General features: G+C 57.4%; 17 protein-coding genes and 1 pseudogene. 3 read left to right on the forward strand and 15 right to left on the reverse strand.

Annotated features, from left to right (window positions below; genetic code table 11):
* Positions 1–747: 747 nt before the first annotated feature.
* The 5 genes from JHL21_RS15495 to JHL21_RS15515 are packed head-to-tail and all read right to left on the reverse strand — an operon-like array spanning position 748 to position 4,915.
* Positions 748–1,143 (reverse strand): VOC family protein, encoded by a 396-nt coding sequence (locus tag JHL21_RS15495; protein WP_169196144.1) that lies wholly within the window; start codon positions 1,141–1,143, stop codon positions 748–750.
* A gap of 12 nt (positions 1,144–1,155) precedes the next feature.
* On the reverse strand, positions 1,156–1,785 hold the full coding sequence (gene upp, locus JHL21_RS15500) for a uracil phosphoribosyltransferase (protein WP_200214694.1): 630 nt from the start codon (positions 1,783–1,785) through the stop codon (positions 1,156–1,158).
* 30 nt (positions 1,786–1,815) lie between these two features.
* The gene (locus JHL21_RS15505; RefSeq protein ID WP_200214479.1) at positions 1,816–3,033 is read right to left on the reverse strand and encodes a phosphopentomutase; all 1,218 of its coding nucleotides are present in this window, start codon (positions 3,031–3,033) and stop codon (positions 1,816–1,818) included.
* A gap of 35 nt (positions 3,034–3,068) precedes the next feature.
* Positions 3,069–4,388 carry a thymidine phosphorylase gene (gene deoA, locus JHL21_RS15510; RefSeq protein WP_200214481.1) on the reverse strand — a complete coding sequence of 440 codons (1,320 nt, stop codon included), beginning with the start codon at positions 4,386–4,388 and terminating at the stop codon, positions 3,069–3,071.
* A 56-nt stretch (positions 4,389–4,444) separates the two neighbouring features.
* On the reverse strand, positions 4,445–4,915 hold the full coding sequence (locus JHL21_RS15515; protein WP_200214483.1) for a MarR family winged helix-turn-helix transcriptional regulator: 471 nt from the start codon (positions 4,913–4,915) through the stop codon (positions 4,445–4,447).
* A 99-nt stretch (positions 4,916–5,014) separates the two neighbouring features.
* On the opposite strand from JHL21_RS15515, the gene JHL21_RS15520 reads away from it, so the two are divergent.
* Together JHL21_RS15520 and JHL21_RS15525 are read left to right on the forward strand one after the other, a co-directional pair.
* A complete protein-coding gene (locus JHL21_RS15520; protein WP_200214485.1) occupies positions 5,015–6,235 on the forward strand; it encodes an HlyD family secretion protein in 1,221 nt (406 codons plus the stop codon).
* Between the two features lie 12 nt (positions 6,236–6,247).
* Positions 6,248–7,285: an FUSC family protein gene (locus JHL21_RS15525; protein ID WP_200214487.1), complete on the forward strand. Its 1,038-nt coding sequence runs from the start codon at positions 6,248–6,250 to the stop codon at positions 7,283–7,285.
* On the opposite strand, the gene JHL21_RS15530 is transcribed toward JHL21_RS15525, so the two are convergent.
* From JHL21_RS15530 to JHL21_RS15570, 10 genes and pseudogenes are all read right to left on the reverse strand, one after another.
* Complete coding sequence (locus JHL21_RS15530) at positions 7,282–7,575, reverse strand: hypothetical protein (RefSeq protein WP_200214489.1); 294 nt, start codon at positions 7,573–7,575, stop codon at positions 7,282–7,284. The two genes, JHL21_RS15525 and JHL21_RS15530, sit on opposite strands and share 4 nt — an antisense overlap.
* 5 nt (positions 7,576–7,580) lie before the next feature.
* Entirely contained in the window at positions 7,581–9,947 is a 2,367-nt protein-coding gene (locus tag JHL21_RS15535; protein ID WP_200214491.1) for an aldehyde dehydrogenase family protein, read from the reverse strand.
* Between the two features lie 14 nt (positions 9,948–9,961).
* Positions 9,962–10,951: a deoxyribose-phosphate aldolase gene (deoC, locus tag JHL21_RS15540; RefSeq protein WP_182394794.1), complete on the reverse strand. Its 990-nt coding sequence runs from the start codon at positions 10,949–10,951 to the stop codon at positions 9,962–9,964.
* A 57-nt stretch (positions 10,952–11,008) separates the two neighbouring features.
* The gene (locus JHL21_RS15545; RefSeq protein ID WP_200214696.1) at positions 11,009–11,413 is read right to left on the reverse strand and encodes a cytidine deaminase; all 405 of its coding nucleotides are present in this window, start codon (positions 11,411–11,413) and stop codon (positions 11,009–11,011) included.
* A 30-nt stretch (positions 11,414–11,443) separates the two neighbouring features.
* Positions 11,444–12,418 (reverse strand): ABC transporter permease, encoded by a 975-nt coding sequence (locus tag JHL21_RS15550; protein WP_169196153.1) that lies wholly within the window; start codon positions 12,416–12,418, stop codon positions 11,444–11,446.
* Positions 12,418–13,506: an ABC transporter permease gene (locus JHL21_RS15555; protein WP_169196154.1), complete on the reverse strand. Its 1,089-nt coding sequence runs from the start codon at positions 13,504–13,506 to the stop codon at positions 12,418–12,420. Before JHL21_RS15555 ends, JHL21_RS15550 begins: the two co-directional genes overlap by 1 nt.
* A gap of 116 nt (positions 13,507–13,622) precedes the next feature.
* A pseudogene (locus JHL21_RS15560) lies at positions 13,623–15,173 on the reverse strand (ABC transporter ATP-binding protein); the annotation flags it as partial.
* Positions 15,174–15,201: 28 nt separating this feature from the next.
* Positions 15,202–16,158: a BMP family protein gene (locus JHL21_RS15565; protein WP_248306058.1), complete on the reverse strand. Its 957-nt coding sequence runs from the start codon at positions 16,156–16,158 to the stop codon at positions 15,202–15,204.
* A 234-nt stretch (positions 16,159–16,392) separates the two neighbouring features.
* Positions 16,393–16,515, reverse strand: coding sequence for a hypothetical protein (locus tag JHL21_RS17920; RefSeq protein ID WP_302052413.1), 123 nt, complete (start codon positions 16,513–16,515; stop codon positions 16,393–16,395).
* A gap of 101 nt (positions 16,516–16,616) precedes the next feature.
* Positions 16,617–17,147, reverse strand: coding sequence for a CoxG family protein (locus JHL21_RS15570; RefSeq protein ID WP_200214493.1), 531 nt, complete (start codon positions 17,145–17,147; stop codon positions 16,617–16,619).
* Positions 17,148–17,349: 202 nt separating this feature from the next.
* Between JHL21_RS15570 and JHL21_RS15575 the strand changes: the two genes are divergently transcribed.
* Positions 17,350–18,531, forward strand: coding sequence for a cell surface protein (locus JHL21_RS15575; protein ID WP_199532586.1), 1,182 nt, complete (start codon positions 17,350–17,352; stop codon positions 18,529–18,531).
* Positions 18,532–18,554 lie beyond the last annotated feature (23 nt).

The following is an 18,554-nucleotide window of genomic DNA, read 5'->3' on the forward strand; positions in this document are numbered from 1 at the left end:
AACGTGCACCCATCGAAGTCTTGTATAACTTCCACTGGAGTAAACCCCAGCTTCCGTTCGCAAGAACCTCGCCGTCCACGTTTCTCTTTCTTCAATCTTCACAATGTCAAAGAGCTGACCCATCGGCGCAAACCGGACACGTCATTTTGGAAGCAGAGCTTCCGAAGTTCTTAGAGACAAAACTATCTATCCGGCTGCCCGGCAGATCGTCTGCCCTGTCAGAAACTGCTAAACAGTGGGAGCAGAAAGTGCTCGGCGTCGTTAGCGTTCGTGGGTTTTAGTCAGAAGCTTTTGCTTCGTCAACACCCATTTTCGTGAATTCCGAAATCTTTCGAAATCCACTAAACCAATTTCAAATTTACATTTGATTTCAGTCGTTTGCTGCGTCGCTCAGTGCCGTGAGGCGCTGTGCTCTGCAGCGATGACCGGGTTATAGGGGCAGCCCTGTTTGCTGTCCAGAGCAGTTTACAAAAATCGATGTGATTCAGGTTTTGGGCGTACGTCGCAGTGTGAAAAAGCCGACTGAGTCAGTAGCGTTTGCAACGCTGTCCCGAGTTATCCACCTGGGGGAAGATTTTTAGCCGAATGGGACAGTCAGCGAGAGATCGCCATTGTATGGAAGACCCTTGGCCAAAAATCGTCTTGCAGTGACGGAAATCGCTTCATTCCTCGCACCGTCTTTCGGCCTCTAAACGCATAAAGCCCCGAACTGTGGTTCGGGGCTTTCTTATCTCAGTCGAGCAGCGCTTACTTAAAGCGTCCGCCCTTTTCGATAACTTCGATCTTATACCCATCAGGGTCGGTGGCGAAGAAGAAGCGGCCAACCGGGGTGTCGCCGTTCTTAAAGTCGACAAGCTTACCGACAGTCAGGCCTTCAGCAATGAAGCGCGCATATTCGGCGTCCAGATTGTCGACAACCACAGCCAAGTGGCCGTAGCCAGTGCCGAGTTCGTATGGTTCGGCCCGACCCTTGTTGACGGTCAGCTCCAGTTCGAATTCGCCCGTCGCCGTTGCCAGATAGACCAGCGTGAAATCGGCGAAGTCGATACGCTCAATAAGCTTGAGACCAAATGCCTTGTCATAGAACGCGAGGGAACGCGCTTCTTCGACGACACGGATCATCGAGTGAACGAGCTTTGCCATAAGTGGTCGTCCTTATCGTGTGCCGTACATGCGGTCACCCGCATCACCGAGACCGGGGATGATATAGCCCTGGTCGTTAAGATGACTGTCGATGGACGCGGTATAGACCGGAACATCTGGGTGGTGTTCGGTAAAGCGCTTAATGCCTTCTGGCGCGGCCAGGAGACAGAGGAAGCGGATATTGTTGGCGCCGAGCGCTTTGAGCTTATCGATCGCAACCGTGGCCGAGTTGGCCGTTGCCAGCATCGGGTCAACAACGATGATCAGACGATCTTCAAGGTTGGATGGCGCCTTAAAATAGTATTCGACCGGCTCAAGGGTCTCGTGGTCACGGTACATGCCGATATGGGCGACGCGTGCCGCAGGCACCAGGTCGAGCATGCCGTCGAGTAGGCCGTTGCCAGCGCGCAGGATCGAAGCGAAGACCAGCTTCTTGCCCTTGATCATTGGCGATTGCATCGCGGTCATCGGGGTCTCGATATCGACCATTTCCAGCTGCAGGTCGCGGGTCACCTCATAGCACATGAGATGCGCTATTTCGCGCAAGAGGCGGCGGAAGCCGGCAATAGAGGTTTCCTTGTTCCGCATGATCGTCAGCTTATGCTGGATCATCGGGTGATCAATCACGGTAACATTGCCCACGACTTCACTCATTATCGATCACCTCTGCGGTCACAAAAAGGATTTGCCATGCGGTCCCGGTGATAAACCGAGCCACGCGGCGATGGTTTCGCCAATATCGGCGAAGCTGGAGCGGATTCCAATCTCACCTGGCGGCAGGATTGGGGAAAAAACGAGGATGGGGACCTGTTCACGTGTGTGATCTGTGCCCGGCCACGTCGGATCATTACCGTGGTCTGCAGTAATGACCAAGAGATCGTCTTGCCGCATCCGAGAGATTATCTCCGGAAGCAGGCTATCAAAGAGTTCTAATGCCCCAGCATATCCAGCAACGTCGCGCCGGTGACCATATTCGCTGTCGAAGTCGACAAAATTGGTCATGATCAACGCCCGATCCGCCGCCATCTCCATGGCATCAAGCGTTTTATTCAAGAGATCAGGGATGCCCGTCCCTTTTAATTTATGGGTTACACCAGACCCTGCATAAATATCGGAGATCTTACCGATAGCGTAGACGTGATTGCCCGCAGCTTGATTGCGATCCAAAAGCGTCGGCTCAGGGGGCTGCAAGGCAAAGTCACGACGATTGCCCGTGCGCTTAAAATCGGCGGCGTTCTCGCCCAAAAATGGACGAGCGATGACGCGCCCTATGCGCAGCGGCTCTGTTAGCTCGAACGCGACCTTACAGAAATCATAAAGCCGATTAAGACCAAAATGGCTTTCGTGCGCCGCGATCTGGAAGACGCTGTCGACAGAGGTGTAACAAATCGGCATGCCGGTGCGGATGTGTTCCTCACCCAATTCCATCAGCACATCGGTGCCAGAGGCGTGCTTGTTGCCCAGAATGCCGGGAACGCCGGTCCGCGCGCAAAGTTCGGCAATGAGATCATCGGGGAAGGCTGGGATAGTTTGGGGGAAGTATCCCCAATCAAAGGACACAGGGACGCCAGCGATTTCCCAGTGACCGGACGGGGTATCTTTACCCTTCGAGGTTTCGCGCCCCACACCAAATCGCCCGCCTTTAGGCTGTGCGGATAGTCCGGGTGGGGCGACACCGGTGGACAGAGCCACCGCTGCGCCAATTCCCATCGCCTCAAGGTTTGGTAGGCGCAGAGGCCCTGAACGCAGACCCTGCTGGTCGGCTCGTCCTTCGTCCGCCCACTGCGCGATGTGCCCCAGAGTATTGGCTCCTAAGTCACCATAGTCCGCTGCATCGGGCGCTCCACCGATGCCAACACTATCCAGAACACACACTATGGCACGGGGCATAAACTGCTCCTCAACGGCGACCCAATTTCTTGGCTTTAAGAGGGATTGATCCGCTCTGCAATAAGGGGGTGAGCCGTGTTTGCGTTCCCAAGCTGATAGGCTGCGCGTAATCGAGCTTCGGCTTCGGCGGCGCTCTTCTCATCGGCGGCGTGAATACGGGCAATCGGGGCTGACGACCCCAAACTGTGCCCCAAGCCCGCAAGACGATCAAAACCAACGCGATAATCAATCACATCGGCTGGCGTCGAGCGTCCGCCCTTGAGCGCTACCACCGCCATGCCCACGCCCTTGGTATCGATGGCCGCGATAGCGCCCTCGCCCTCTGCGAACACGTCACGCACAATGGGGGCCGCCGCCAAATGCTGGTCCATATTCTCAATAAAATCGATCGGCCCACCAAGGGCTGCCACCATCTGCCCGAACTTTTCGGCGGCACCACCACTGTCCCAAACGCGGTGTACGGCCGCCGTTGCAGCATCAGGGGTATCCGCCTTGCCGCTCATCAGCACCAGTTCAGCGCAGAGCGCCAGTGTCACGTCACGTAAACGGGGATCAACATGGCTCTTTGTGAGGAAGTCCACGGCATTGCGCACCTCCAGCCCATTGCCGGCAGCGCTGGCCAGCGGCTCGTTCATGTCGGTGATCAGTGCACTTGTGCGCAACCCTGCCCCATTGGCCACCGCCACGAGGCTTTCCGCGAGCTCGCGTGATTTTTCGCGGGTGGGCATAAATGCCCCCGTCCCTGTTTTCACGTCGAGCACCAAGGCGCCGAGCCCTGCGGCGAGCTTTTTCGAAAGAATGGACGCGGTGATGAGGGGGATGGATTCCACAGTCCCGGTCACGTCGCGAATTGAATAGAGCGTCTTATCGGCAGGGGCGAGATCGGCCGTCTGCCCGATAATAGCGCAACCGACGCTCTTCACGACCTTGCGAAACAAGGCGTTGTCCGGGCTAGTCTGATAGCCGGGAATGGCGTCGAACTTATCGAGGGTCCCACCCGTATGCCCAAGACCGCGGCCCGAGATCATCGGTACATAAATGTCGAGTGCCGCCAGAATGGGTGCGAGCATGAGCGAAACATTGTCCCCGACGCCGCCGGTTGAATGCTTGTCGGCAACCGGGCCATCAAGATTGGACCAATCGAGCACAGAGCCACTGTCGCGCATCGCCACGGTGAGGGCCACACGTTCGGCCATGGTCATGCCTTGGAAATACACCGCCATAGCAAAAGCTGAGGCTTGTGCATGTGAAACCGACCCGCCCGTAAATCCGGAAACGAAGGCGGCGATCTCGGCACTATCGAGTTCATGTCCATCGCGCTTCAGCGCAATGATTTCTTGCGGCATAAGGGTCATGGGGCGAGCCTATGACAAAGCACTCTTGTATTCCAGATGGATACGAAGTGCTGACGCTACTTTGACGCGGAGTTTGTCCGCAGGTCGTGCAAGGCTTTTCGGGTGTTCTCGAGCATATCGCCAAGAAACTTTACGACGATACCGCGCTCTTGTTCTCCAAGCGTATCGAAAACATCTGCATTCGCCTCACGCAGATATTGGCGCACGTGCAATATGCCCTCAGCTGTCGCCGCTGGCCCGAGCGACAAAAGAACAGCGCGCCGATCACTCGGATGCGGCGACCGCTGGATGAGGCCCCGCTGCTCCAATCGATTGAGAAGGATGGCCGTCGCCCCGGACGTCAGCCCCAGGTTTTCCGCCAATTGCTTGGGAGCCGCCTGCCCCTCCGCATTGCGGATATAATAGAGCGCCATGAGATCGGTGGTGTTCAGACCCGCCTGTTCGGCCATCCAACGGTGGATTTGCATGATTTCCGACGACAGTTCGCGGATCAAATCATCGATCGGTAGTTGGACGGGTTCTGTCATATGCGCGCTCATCATTCTAGCTATGCACCAAAGTATCTTTGTTGCAAAGCTAAATCAGGTTCACTATGTAACGGGCTCTGTTAAGGAGACCTCTATACCATGGCACAGGCTGTGACACCCAGCGAAACCGCGAAATCGTCCTCGACCCCTGCTGCGGATAGCAAGGCCCACCTCTCGGTCATCACGCCAGCCTCTACCGATGAGACTGCGGCCGTCGCCACGGATGAACCCTCTCCTGAACTCGTCGCTGCCGCCAAAGCGAAACGCAAAAAGGCTGGACGCATCGCACTCGTCTTAGTGCTGGCGCTTGTCGGCATCTTTGCGTGGTATCCGCTGAGCGATCGTCACGCACCATTTGCCAGCGCCGGCTCGATCACCGCAGACGTTACTCAAATCGCAGCCCGCGTTGCAGGTCCAGTGACCAAAGTCACCATTCGGGACAATGCATCGGTCAGCGCAGGCGACACGCTGTTCACCATCGACGACACCACCTATCGCATGGATGTAGAGCTGGCGAAGGCTCAGCTCGAACAAGCGCTCAATTCGGTCTCGTCGAACGCCGCCGCTATTCCCGCTTCGCAGGCAAAGCTTGATCAGGCGCAGTTGGCGCTCGCCAATGCTGTCGATGAGCTTGATCGTCAGCAACAGCTGCATGCTAAGGGTCTGGTATCGCCCAGCAAGCTGGCACAGGCAGAACTGGCAAAGTCCAATGCTGAGCTGACCGTGCAGGCCGCACGTGCGGATTTGGAACGCACAACGACCGCGAGCGGCGCTGCTGACGCGACCAATCCAAACATTCGTACCGCCCGCGCAAACCTGGAAAAGGCTGAATTCGCTCTCGCCAATACCAAGGTTGTCGCGCCAGCCCATGGCTATGTGACCAATGTCAGCCTTACCGAAGGCCAGTTTGTTGGCGCAGGCGCAGGTGCCCTCACCTTCATCAACCCAGCGACGCAGATGGTTATTGCGGACTTCCGCGAAAATCAGCTGATCAATGTCGAGCCAGGCGATAAGGCGACTGTCGTTTTTGAAGCGGCGCCGGGCAAGAAGTTTTCTGCCACGGTGGAAAGCATCGCTTGGGGCATCAATTCGGGCCGTGCGACCGCCAATGGCCTAGCGCAGCCGACCACCGACACCCGTTGGTTCCCTCCTGCCCGCAAGATCCCAGTGCGTATTGCGCTCGACGATCTTTCAGAACTCCCCGCCAATATTCGTATCGGTTCGGAAGCCAGCGTGCTGATTGATCCTAACGGTGGCTTTATCCCCGCCATCTCGCAGGCTCTCCTGACCATCAATGGCTTCATTTCTGGCCTCAACTAAGAGCCTCGACCCATGGAAGAGTTGCCCCGCGTCAGTGCGCTAGACGATCCCTATTTGGCGCTGCGCACCGCGCTGACGGTCATGATCTGTTTGCTGCTCGCCGAGCCATTGGGCATTACCATGCCCATGCTGCCGGTGGTGATGGCGATGAGCATTATGTCCAACCAGCGCGGCGCGCTGAACCCGCGCACCTTTGCGACGCCTGTTGTTCTGCCGATCGTTGGCGTCGTGTTCAGCTGGATCGCCGCTGTCACCGTCAACGAGCCGATGGTTTTCACCATCGTCAACATCATCCTCGCCGTTGGTGGCTTGGCGTTGATGGTCATGCGCGGTTCGCGTGGCGGCATGATGCTCACCGTCTTCCCGCTGATGATGGCCATGTCGGCGATCATGAGTGACTATGTGCTCGTCGTCATGCGCGACAGCATGGTCATGGGCGGCCTCGCCCTGGGTATCGCCGTAGTCGGATTGAACCTTTTGTTCCCGCCCACGACCAAAACCGTGCATGTGGAAATGGTGGCCCCGCTGGCCAGCACCCAGGCCGGCAAACATCTGCTGATCCGCTCGATCATCTATGTTCCGGCCATGATCTGGCTATTTTCCACCGGCGATATGACCATGATGACCATCGTCATTATGATGCTGTTCGTTTGTGGCGAACCCCGGCGCGGCACGCAGATGAACCAGGTCATCGACCGTGGTGGTGGCACTGTGGTTGGCGCAGGCATCGCCGCTGGCGTCCTAATGATTTACAGCATGATCCCGGAGATGCCGGTGCTCGTGCTGCTCTGCACAATCATCACCTACTACCTCGTTGATAAGATGACGACCGGCAAGCAGCGCCCGCTGATCTATCAGTACACCTGTTCGGCAGCGCTAGTGATGATCCTGCAGTCGACCACCGGTGGTGTCGACGCGCTCGAAGCGGTGTTGCAGCGTATCGTTATGACTGGCGGCGCGATGCTCGCGGCCATTCTGATATTGGCTCTGCTCGAGGCACTCTTGCTCGATCCCGACGAAGAACTGCCGTCCGAGCTGCGCCCTGCCTAGTCTAATAAATACAAACGCACGGGCGGTTTTGCTGCCAGTGCGATAATTCCTTTTGCTTCAAGATCAAGCTGCACGGCCTTGACCCACCACCCGGCCTTTTCGCCACCGGGAAACAGGTCTTGGGGCAGTTTTGGCTTAACAGCCGCGATCAGTTCGCTCACCGATATGCCCGGCGCTTGGCTCGGCAAAACAGCCAAGACCACCTCACGCACAGCTGCGAACTTTGTGGCATCCACCCGATAGGTCTTGCCGGGTTGGCCGACATTCTCGATTTCGATCTTGTCGGCCATGATTGTTACGCTCCGTAGGGAATCCAGACGTTTTTGATCTGGGTGGCTTTGCCTAGGAAATACTCGCCTGCAAAGCGAGGATGAGCCCAATCAAAATCGAAGCCCCGCGTCGTCCACGTTTGCTTCACATTGCCCGCCGAGGCTTTTTCGACCATGGCCGAGCCTTCGGCAGGGCCAGCGAACCACACACCATCAACGCCGTCGTGTTCTGCCAAAGTTTTGGCCAATGCAACGCTATCGCCCGTGACGATGTTGATGACGCCTGCTGGCACGTCCGAGGTTTCCAGCACCTGATAGAAGTCCGTCATCGAAAGCGGCGAGCGTTCCGAGGGCACCAGAACCACGCTATTGCCCATGGCAAGAGCCGGAGCAATCAGTGCGATAGAGCCAAGCAGCGGACGCGACGGCGGCGCGATAATGCCCATCACGCCCAATGGCTCAACCATGGCCGCAGCCACAGCCCGCATCGGCGGGTTGTGCACCGCCCCATCATATTTATCGGCCCAGCCCGCAAAGGCAAAAATACGCTCGATCGAAAGATCGACCTCTTCGCCACCGTCAACGCCCGTCTGCGCCTTGATCCGCGCCGCAAATTCATCGCGACGGTATTCGAGATTTTCAGCAAGGAAATAGAGGATTTGCGCACGGGTATGGGCCGCTGTCGTGCCCCAGCTCAAAGCACCGCGCGCCTTTTCGACCGCGTTACGAATATCCTTGCGATTGCCGTCGCCGACCTCACCCACCAACTCGCCCTTCGGCCCAAGCACGGGACGGTTGTAGGCGCTATCGGGCCGCGCCTGCTTGCCGCCAATATACATTTTGGCCGTCTGGTCGATCCCGCCATCAAGTGGGTTCTTGGCAGCAGTCGCAGCAATTGCCGGAACAGCCTGAGCTTTTTTGAGATCTTTTTCCCAGTTTGGCTTGAGGTAGGCACCCATGCCTTCGCGTCCGCCTTCGCGGCCAAAGCCAGATTCCTTATAGCCGCCAAAACCAACAGCCGCATCGAACTGGTTGGTGCCATTGATCCAGACCACACCGGCCCTGATCTTCGGCGCAATATCGAGCGCAAGATTGACGTTCTCAGTCCACACCGTCGCCGCCAGGCCGTAGCGCGTGTTGTTCGCCAGCGCGATTGCCTCGTCCGGCGTGCGGAAGCTCATCGCCACCAGCACGGGGCCAAAGATTTCTTCAGCAACAAGTGTGTTAGCAGGCGACACATTCGTCACCAGAGCAGGTTTTAAGAAGCAGCCCTTTTCCGGCAAAGCCCCATCAGCTTCGTAGACAACCGCGCCTTCAGCGACGCCGCGCTTCATCAAATCGCGGATGCGCTCAACCTGTACCGGCGCAACCAGCGCGCCAATGTCGATGGATTTATCCAGCGGATCGCCGACCCGCAGTTTTGCCATGCGCGCCTTCAGCTTGGCGATGAAGCGCTCTTCAATGCTCTCCTGCACCAGAAGGCGCGAGCCCGCGCAACACACTTGGCCCTGATTGAACCAAATGGCTTCCACCAGACCCTCGACTGCGCTGTCGAGATCAGCATCTTCAAAAACGATGTAAGGCGATTTACCGCCCAGCTCGAGCGACAGGCCCTTGCCTGAACCCGCCGTTGCCTCGCGGATAATTTTGCCAACCTCGGTCGAGCCGGTGAAGGCGATCTTATCGACGTCCGGGTGATTGACGATAGCGGCACCCGTGTCGCCTTCGCCGGTGACGATATTGACCACACCCTTGGGCAGGCCCACGCGGTCGCAAATATCGGCAAGGAGCAGCGCCGTCAGCGAAGTGAACTCAGCTGGTTTGAGGACCACGGTATTGCCCGCCGCCAGCGCCGGGGCCACTTTCCACGCCAGCATCAGCAGCGGGAAATTCCACGGAATGATCTGCCCACACACACCATAAGGCGCGTGATCGGGGAACTCGCGGTCCAGGTGCGTGGCCCAACCGGCGTGATGATAGAAATGGCGCGCCACCAGCGGAATATCCGCATCGCGGCTTTCACGGATCGGCTTACCATTGTCCATGGTTTCGAGCACGGCAAAGAGGCGACTGTGCTTCTGGATCATGCGCGCGATGGCATATAGATATTTGCCGCGCTTGTAGCCCGAAAGCTTGCTCCAGCCGCCGAACGCCTTGCGTGCGGCCTTCACCGCCGCATCTACATCGTCAGCCGTACCGTCAGTGATATCGGCGAGCTTTTGTCCATTGGCTGGGTTGGTCGAGGCAAAAACTTTGCCCGGCGCAGTCCATTCCCCATTGATGAAATGGCCAAATTTGCGCCCCTTGGCGTCGAGCCAAGCATTGGCCTGATCCGCCCCTTCTGGCGCTGGACCATATTCAAGGCTTTCAAAGATTTGAGCGATCTTGTTCATGGGTGCAAAAATCCTCAAACCAAAGGCTGGCGGTAGTCGGCGGCGTAATGGCCGGTGAGGCCATGCTCAAGCTGACGTTCGATATCGGTGAGCAGGCTTGATGCGCCAAAGCGGAAGAGGTGCGGTTGCAACCATTGATTGCCCAGCTCCTCCTTCATCAACGCCATATATTTGAGCGCGTCGCCAGCGGTCGAAATCCCGCCTGCAGGCTTATAGCCAATCTCAATACCGGTCTCTTCGGCAAACCACCGGATCATGCGGATCATCGACAAGGAGGTCACAAGGTCAGCATTGACCTTTTCCTTGCCGGTCGAGGTTTTGATGAAATCAGCCCCTGCCAGCATACAAACGAGCGAGGCCTTGGCGACATTGGTCTGCGTTGCCAGCTCGCCCGTGCCCAAAATGGTTTTGATATGCGCGTCGCCACAGGCCTTGCGGAAAGCGCGGACCTGATCATAAAGCGCCTGCCAATCGCCGCGCAGAACCATGCCACGTTCGATGACAATGTCGATTTCCTCAGCACCGTCTTTAACGGACGCCTCGATCTCGGCAATTTTGGTGTGGACCGGAGCCAGACCATGCGGAAAGCCGGTCGACACCGCCGCAACAGGAATGCCCGTGCCTTCGAGCGCTTCGACGGCGGTTTTGACAAAGGTGTGGTAGACGCAAACTGCACCGGGCAGAATACGCAAATCTTGCACGCCCAGCTTTTCGACGATATCCGCGCGCAGTGGCTTACGGGCCTTAGCGCAGAGGCGCTCAACGCGCGCTGGCGTATCGTCAGAGTTGAGCGTTGTCAGGTCGATCATGGTGATCGCCTTGAGCAACCAAGCGAGCTGATAATCCTTCTTCACCGTCCGTCGCGCCCCGATGGAGTTGGCGCGGCGTTCGAGTGCCGAACGGTTCATGCGAACACGTTCGACCCAATCGAGATCGAGAGCAAAGCCGGGGTTGCGCTTGTGGGCCGGATGCGACGTCGAAGCGTCGACAACTTTGAGGCTCATAGCTCCTCCTTAAGGGGCAGTCCCCCTACTGGTTCGGACAAAACGCGTCCGTATGCGTTAGCGGCCCAGAAATTCCGGGCCAAAACTATGCGGCAACAGCTGTTCCAGCGTCTGCACCAGTGGCGCGCCGTCAACGCCGTGTGAAATCACTTCCACATCGAGATCAGCGAACTCGCGAATACGCTGGCGGCAAGCGCCGCAGGGCGTCACTGGGGTAACGCCCGGACCCGTCACATAGATGCGCTGAATACGTTTTCCGCCGCCCGCAATCATGGCCGCAATAGCGCTAGGCTCAGCGCAATTGCCGACCGGATAGGAGGCGTTCTCGATATTGCAGCCAGAGTAAATCTTGCCGTCATCGGCCAGAATGGCCGCACCAACGTGAAAGTTGGAATAGGGCGCATAGGCATTGCCGCGAACCGCTTCGGCTGCCGCGAACAGGGCCTTATCGTTTTCAGACAGAGACATTGGCAAATTGCGCCAGCCTTACGGCTAGCGCTCCTTGGTGTAGGGAATGCCCGAAGCTTTTGGAGCCACGGCGCGACCGACAAAACCGGCGAGCAGAATGACGGTAAGGATGTAGGGCAGAGCCTGAATGGCCTGCACCGGCACCTCGCCAATGATCGGGAAGACCTGCCCCTGAATACGGAACTGTACCGCATCAAGGAAGCCGAACATCAAGCACACCAGCAGAGCTGGGCCCGGACGCCATTTGGCAAAGATCAGCGCTGCCAGAGCAATATAGCCGCGGCCCGCCGACATATTGTTGTTGAACCCAGCCGACTGCGCAATCGAGAGATAAGCGCCGCCAATACCCACCAGAACGGCCGTGATGATCAGCGCCTGATAGCGCAGACGCGTCACCGAAATCCCGGCCGTATCAATCGCCTTGGGGTTTTCGCCCACGGCGCGAAGACGCAGGCCAAATCGCGTCCGGAACAGCACCCACGCCGTCACCGGAACGGCGATGAAGGCGAAATAGGTGATGATGTTATGGCCCGAGATCAGCTCATTGTAGATCTGACCGATAACAGGGACACCCTTCAACTCTTCCGCAAACGGCAGGGTGATGGGGTTAAAACGCTGATCGCCCGAAAGCTGAGGCGTATACCCGCCGCGCTTAAACCAGGATTGGCCCAAGAAGGTGGTGAGGCCCGCAGCGAGGAAGTTGAGCGCCACGCCCGAAATCGCCTGATTGCCCTTAAAGTTGATCGAGGCGAGGCCGTGAATGCCCGAAAACACCAGCGCAGCGCCGATGCCGGCGAGCAGGCCGAGCCAAGCAGAGCCAGTGACCGCCGCTGTAGCAGCCGCAGCAAAAGCGCCTGCCAGCAACTTGCCTTCAAGGCCAATATCAACAATCCCCGCACGCTCTGAATAGAGCCCAGCCAAACAGGCGAGGATCAGGGGCACGGCCAATCGGGTGGTGGAGTCGAGGACGAGTGTTAGATCGACGATAAACTGATCCATCACTTACCTCCCGCCGGAGCCGCTGATCGCGTCAGCAATCGCGCCAGTGGCGCGCGCAGCATGTCGCCCATCGCGCCGGTAAACAGAATAACGAGCGCCTGAATGGTGACGATCATCTCGCGGGTAATCCCCGGCATGGTGAATGCCAGCTCCTGGCCGCCCTGATACAAAATGCCGAACAACAGCGCCGAAAGCCCGACCCCGATCGGATGCGCGCGCCCCATAAAGGCCACCGCAACACCCACAAAGCCCGCGCCGTTGACGAAGTTGAGGATCAGACGCCCCTGCACCCCGCCAACGTTGTTGACCGCAACCATTGCCGCCAAAGCGCCAGCCATGGCCATGACGATCATGATCAGCTTCTGGTTGGAAATCCCGGCGTACGACGCAGCCACCGGATTGGCACCGAGCGAGCGGACCGCATAGCCAAACTTTGTGCGCCAGATCAGCCAATAGACGAAGACCAGCGCGATCAGCGCGAGGAAGAACGTCAGGTTGACCGGGGAGTTCTTGAAGAGTTCGATGAAGGTGCGCAGCTGCGGCACGCGCGTGATCGCTTCAAGCGGCGCGCTTTCGTCCGAGTTTACACCCTCAGGCTTCAACTGCTTGGAGATGATGTAGCTCATCATCGAGGTAGCAATGAAGTTAAAGAGGATGGTCGTGATAACGATGTGACTGCCGCGCTTGGCTTGCAGATACCCAGGCACAAACGCCCAAGTCGCGCCAAACATAGCCCCCGCGATGATCATCATCGGGAACATGATCGCCCAATGCGTTCCGTTGAACGCCAGACCGATCAGGATAACCCCGAGACCGCCCACATAGGCCTGCCCTTCAGGCCCGATGTTAAAGAGCCCCGCGTGATAGGCCAGCGAAACCGCTAGCCCGGCAAAGATAAAGTCGGTCGTGTAGTAGAGCGTATAGCCAAAGCCCGAGCCGTAGCCAAAAGCGCCGTATAGCATGATGCGCACGGCTTCGAGCGGATTTTGCCCCACAGCTAGCACGATCAGCCCGCCCACAAGGAAGGCGAGTACGACGTTGAGAACAGGGAGCAGCATAACGTCTGCCCAACGTGGCAAGGCGTTCATCAGTTGGTCTCCCTACCGGTATTATTCTTTGGCGACATCTGCACCAGCGTCTGCTGGATCGGCGTCTCATGCGCGGGCAAGCTGCCCGCTTCGCTAACCACTTGGTCGGCGTGCGAGCCGGTCATCAGCAAGCCAAGCTCAGTTTCATCCGCTGTTGCGGGATCGGCTTCGCCAACAATATGGCCGTCGAACATCACGAGGATACGGTCGGCCAACGACCGGATTTCGTCCAGTTCCACCGAGACGAGCAGGATAGCCTTACCCGCGTCGCGCATCTTGATGATCTGGTTATGGATAAACTCAATCGCGCCGATGTCGACGCCGCGCGTTGGCTGACCAACGATCAACACGTCCGGATCGCGCTCCATTTCACGGGCGAGGACAATCTTCTGCTGATTGCCGCCGGAGAAATTGGCTGTCTTGAGATCAAGATCGGCCGGGCGCACGTCGAATTTCTTGACGTAAGCTTCTGCGGTCTCGCGTGCTTTTTTTATGTCGAGGCTGAGGCCGGAACCATAGGTGTTCTGATAGCCCAAAATCGCGTTCTCCCAGGCGGAGAACTGGGTCACGAGCCCCATGCGCAGACGGTCTTCAGGAACGTGCGCTAGGCCCGCGAGGCGCGCCCGCGCTGCCCCGTCATCGCCTTCCAGCGAGAGCGGCTTGCCATTAACCAGCACCTGACCGCCGAGTTGGTCGCGCATGCCGGCGATAGATTCGAGCAATTCCGATTGCCCATTACCCGCCACACCCGCGATGCCGACGATTTCGCCCGCACGGATTTGGAAGGAGACGTTCTTGACGCGTGGAACCTTGAAATCGTCGGTGACGATGAGGTTCTGCACCTCAAGCATTACCTTGCCCGGATTGGCCGGGCCCTTCTCGACGCGCAGCAAGACGCGACGCCCCACCATCAGCTCGGCGAGCTGTTCAGGCGAGGTATCAGCGGTCTTGAGGGTCTGGACCATCGATCCTTGGCGCATAACCGAGACTTCGTCGGTAATGGCCATGATCTCACGCAGCTTGTGCGTGATCAAAATGATGGTTTTGCCTTCGGCACGCAGCTTTTCGAGAATGCGGAACAGATGGTCCGCTTCGGCTGGTGTCAACACGCCCGTCGGCTCGTCGAGAATGAGCGTTTCGGCGCCGCGATACAGCGCCTTCAAAATTTCGACGCGCTGCTGCTGCCCAACTGAGAGATTTTCGACAATCGCATCGGGGTCAACTTCAAGCCCATAGTCGCGTGCAAGCGCCTTAAGCTGGTCACGCGCCTTGTTGAGCGAAGGTTTGAGGAACGCCGAGTCTTCGGCCCCCAATACGATGTTCTCTAAAACTGTAAAATTATCGACCAGCATGAAGTGCTGGTGCACCATGCCAATGCCGAGCGCCAAAGCGTGGCGACTATCGGTGATGGAATGGGCCACGCCGTTAACGCGGATCTCTCCGCTGTCGGCAGTGTAAAAGCCATATAGGATCGACATCAGTGTCGACTTGCCAGCGCCATTCTCGCCAACGATGCCGTGCACCGTACCGCGCCTGATGGCCAAGTCGATGTCTCGGTTCGCGTGAACCGCACCGAAGTGTTTGTTGATTTTGCTCAGCTCAATTGCGAGCGAGGTGTCAGCGGCCCTTTCGGGCCGCTGAGCATTATGAGAGTTCAGATTAGTCATGGCTCAGCCCTGACCTCACTTGTAGGTCTTAAAGGGCTGGGCAAGTCTTGTCGGTACGGCTGTCGTGAACAACAACAGCGCCAGAGATGATATCAGCAGTGGCCTTTTCGACAGCTGCCTTCATTTCCGGAGTGATCAGCGAAGCATTGTTATCGTCAAATGCTGCACCAACACCTTCCTCAGCCAGACCAAGAGTGATCAGACCTGGAGCCCAAGTGCCGTCTTCAACGCCCTTCATGGCATTGTAAGCAGCAACGTCAACGCGCTTGAGCATCGAAGTCAGAACCGAACCTGGATGCAGGTGGTTCTGGTTGCTGTCCACGCCGATGGACCACTTGCCAGCGTCAGCTGCTGCCTGCAGCACGCCTGCGCCTGCGCCACCAGCAACCTGGAAGACAACGTCTACGCCCTGATCAAGCTGGGACTTTGCAACTTCGGTTGCCTTGCCCGGATCGTTGAAGGCTTCAAAGCCGGTGCCGACATAAGTCTTGATGACTTCGATATCTGGGTTAACCGACTTGGCACCCTGTGCGTAGCCGCAAGCAAATGCGTCAAGCAGGTCGAAGTTGAACGCTGGGATCACGCCAACCTTGCCGCTCTTGGACTGCATCGCAGCCAAGATACCGACGAGGTACGAACCCTGTGGCTCTTCAAAGACAACAGACTGAACGTTTGGCAGGTCAACGACGGTGTCGATGATGGTGAACTTGGTGTCTGGGAAGTCTGGAGCCACCGCACGCAGTGCAGTTTCCCACGAGAAGCCCGGAAGCACGATCGGGTTGTTGCCGCGCGAAGCGAACTGGCGCACGGCCTGCTCACGCTGCGCGTCGCCCGAAATTTCCAAGTCCTGATAGGCGCCGCCTTCAGCCTTGAACTTTTCAGCGCCGTTATAGGCTGCTTCGTTGAACGACTTATCGAACTTACCGCCGCCGTCATAGACGAGAGCGCCGTCAGCGAAGGCTGCACCGGCCAGCAGAGCGCTCATTGCAACGCCGCCAGCGATAGCTTTGGTGAGGGTCGAGATTTTCATCGAGTTCTTTCTCCCTGTGCAGCATACCAACTGGGCCCCTTCGCCACAGGTATGGATGCGCTAAGAGGGGATAAAATCGTGCAATCCAGTTCCAAGCAATAGGAAACTCGTAGAATCTTTTCCAGCTGGTCAAATTTAAGGCATTTGCTCACGCAAATTGCTGAAAATGCTTAAATTCTCTACCGTCAATTACCAGCGCGCCAATATTGCCTCGAACAGCGCGCTTAGTCCTAGGTCGCCATAAAGCGTTACCACCACAGCCAAAGCGGCGATTGCATAGAGCGCGAGACTATCGCGGGAGTGTGTGGACATGACAGAATCTACAATAGAAGCTCGGGGCTTTACCCCTACTTGCTACCGCAGGGCGAAATCATGTCCAAAACCCGCTCGATTTCCGCAGGGTTAAGAACGCGTTAACGCGCTTCAGTTGGCGGCGTGAGGGCGGTAATTTCGGCACCCATCGCCGTTGCGAAGCGCTCGAAAAATCCATCAATAATCTTTTGAGCGGAATTACCGATCAAAGCTTTGCCAAGCTTCATAATCTGCCCTGAAGCGCCGCCCTGCGCGGTAAATTGCAGGATCGTGGCGTCGCCATCATCGGCCAGCGAAATGTCCGCGGCGCCTTCCGCTAGGCCCATGAACCCGCCCTTACCCTTGCCAGTAAGCGTGTAATTGCGCGCAGCCTCGACGTTGGACAACGACAGCTCGCCTTTAAAGCTGGGCTTCATCACGCCAAGATTGACCGTGATGGCCATGTCCAACGTGGACGGACCAGACCATTCGATAAAGCTGCAGCCCGGAATCGCGGCCTTCAGCACTTCTGGATTGTTGAGCGCTGTCCACACTGCCGAGCGCGCCGCTTCGATACGATATCGACCACCAAAATCCATCTCAATCGCGTCCTTTTGCTGGCTTGGCAGGCGCACGGATAAAATTGTCCGCAACCGCACTCTTTACGTGCGTCTTTTTCGCACCAATATCGGGTAAATAGTTGGGACCAGCACACGTTGCAATTGTCTTGCTTTGATGTTGCCGTATGAGAGTCCCATCAGGAGTGAACGGCGGTATGCCTACGAGCCCGCTTAGCGAGGAATGCCAGATATGACTGACCCAGCCACCACTGCCACTGCGACCCAGGCGAATGCGATGACTGCGCTCACCGAGAAGCCTTTGCAGTATCTTGATAAAGCAGTGAACGCGATCCGCGATCTGGGCATTTGGCCCGAGCAGCAAGGCGAACAGCCGATCACCTCGCTTCTCGCTCAGATTACCGAGCTCGACGAAACACGCGTCATTCTGATTGGCCGCACCCTGAGCCAGGCCTCCGCATTTAACGAAGTTGTTCGCCAGCAGGTCGCCGCAATGCAGATCGGTGAGCGCTACGAAGACATTACCAAGGGTTTCGATTCTATCCGCGACGACGCCAAGAAAATGGTCGATCAGTTGCAGGACAATAAAATCGACCTGCTCGAACGCGCCTCCAACGTGTGGATGAAGGTTAGCCGCGGCGACATCGCTTCCCGATTTGACAAGATCCGCGACACCTACCTGACCGTGTCGAAGGACACCAAGGATCAGATCGACCGCGAACAGACCATTTTGGAAGCCTACCGCGATTTCCGCGGCGCGCTGAAACAGTCTGAAGTTATGGCGCTCGAAGTGCTGCACACCGCTGAACAGCGCTTGGAAGAAAAGAAAAATATCCTGCAGAAGGCGGCCGAAGAGCTTGCCGCTTATGCCGGGGCAACCCCTGCTGATCGCGCCCGCCTCGAGATGGCGCGCGACGAGCGCCTGCGTGAAATGCAGAACGAAGAAAAGCGCTATCAGATTGCCAAGGACCTCTCGGACAATCTGACGATTTCTTACAACACGTCCGAAGTGGTGATGGCCCGTCTCATGCAGACGACCAACGCCAAGGAACGTGTCTATCAGCAGTCGATCTCGTTCTTCTCGACCAATGAAACCGTGCTCACCGCGCTCTCGGCTTCGTTCACCGGCATGTTCGGCCTGCACGAATCCACTGCAACGCTGAACGCGATGAAGGAAGGCATGTCCAAGAGCCTCGAAGCGCTCTCGGAAATCGGTGACAAGGTTCAGGAAGAAGCTGTCCGCGCCGGTTACGGTCCTACCATCCGCGCCGATGCCGTTCAGAAGCTCGTCGACTCTGTCGTGAACTTCCAGGAAAAAAGCCGCACCATTATCAATGAGATGCGTGTAGCTTCGACCAAGAATTCGGCAGAAATTCGCGACGCCGTTGAAGATGGCAAGCGTCGTCTGGCCACCTTGGCAACCGAAGGCAACGCATTGCTTTTGGAAACCCGCAACTAAGATAGAACGGGCAAGGCTCGCCA

This window comes from Devosia sp. WQ 349K1, assembly GCF_016595685.1.
Taxonomy (GTDB): domain Bacteria; phylum Pseudomonadota; class Alphaproteobacteria; order Rhizobiales; family Devosiaceae; genus Devosia.

Bases quoted from the DNA above. Each gene is read 5' to 3' on its own strand.
- JHL21_RS15495 (WP_169196144.1), bottom strand. From the start codon at position 1,143: ATGGCAAAGCTCGTTCACTCGATGATCCGTGTCGTCGAAGAAGCGCGT.
- JHL21_RS15505 (WP_200214479.1), bottom strand. From the start codon at position 3,033: ATGCCCCGTGCCATAGTGTGTGTTCTGGATAGTGTTGGCATCGGTGGA.
- deoA (WP_200214481.1), bottom strand. From the start codon at position 4,388: ATGACCCTTATGCCGCAAGAAATCATTGCGCTGAAGCGCGATGGACAT.
- JHL21_RS15515 (WP_200214483.1), bottom strand. From the start codon at position 4,915: ATGACAGAACCCGTCCAACTACCGATCGATGATTTGATCCGCGAACTG.
- JHL21_RS15520 (WP_200214485.1), top strand. From the start codon at position 5,015: ATGGCACAGGCTGTGACACCCAGCGAAACCGCGAAATCGTCCTCGACC.
- JHL21_RS15525 (WP_200214487.1), top strand. From the start codon at position 6,248: ATGGAAGAGTTGCCCCGCGTCAGTGCGCTAGACGATCCCTATTTGGCG.
- JHL21_RS15530 (WP_200214489.1), bottom strand. From the start codon at position 7,575: ATGGCCGACAAGATCGAAATCGAGAATGTCGGCCAACCCGGCAAGACC.
- JHL21_RS15535 (WP_200214491.1), bottom strand. From the start codon at position 9,947: ATGAACAAGATCGCTCAAATCTTTGAAAGCCTTGAATATGGTCCAGCG.
- deoC (WP_182394794.1), bottom strand. From the start codon at position 10,951: ATGAGCCTCAAAGTTGTCGACGCTTCGACGTCGCATCCGGCCCACAAG.
- JHL21_RS15550 (WP_169196153.1), bottom strand. From the start codon at position 12,418: ATGGATCAGTTTATCGTCGATCTAACACTCGTCCTCGACTCCACCACC.
- JHL21_RS15555 (WP_169196154.1), bottom strand. From the start codon at position 13,506: ATGAACGCCTTGCCACGTTGGGCAGACGTTATGCTGCTCCCTGTTCTC.
- JHL21_RS15565 (WP_248306058.1), bottom strand. From the start codon at position 16,158: ATGAGCGCTCTGCTGGCCGGTGCAGCCTTCGCTGACGGCGCTCTCGTC.
- JHL21_RS17920 (WP_302052413.1), bottom strand. From the start codon at position 16,515: ATGTCCACACACTCCCGCGATAGTCTCGCGCTCTATGCAATCGCCGCT.
- JHL21_RS15575 (WP_199532586.1), top strand. From the start codon at position 17,350: ATGACTGCGCTCACCGAGAAGCCTTTGCAGTATCTTGATAAAGCAGTG.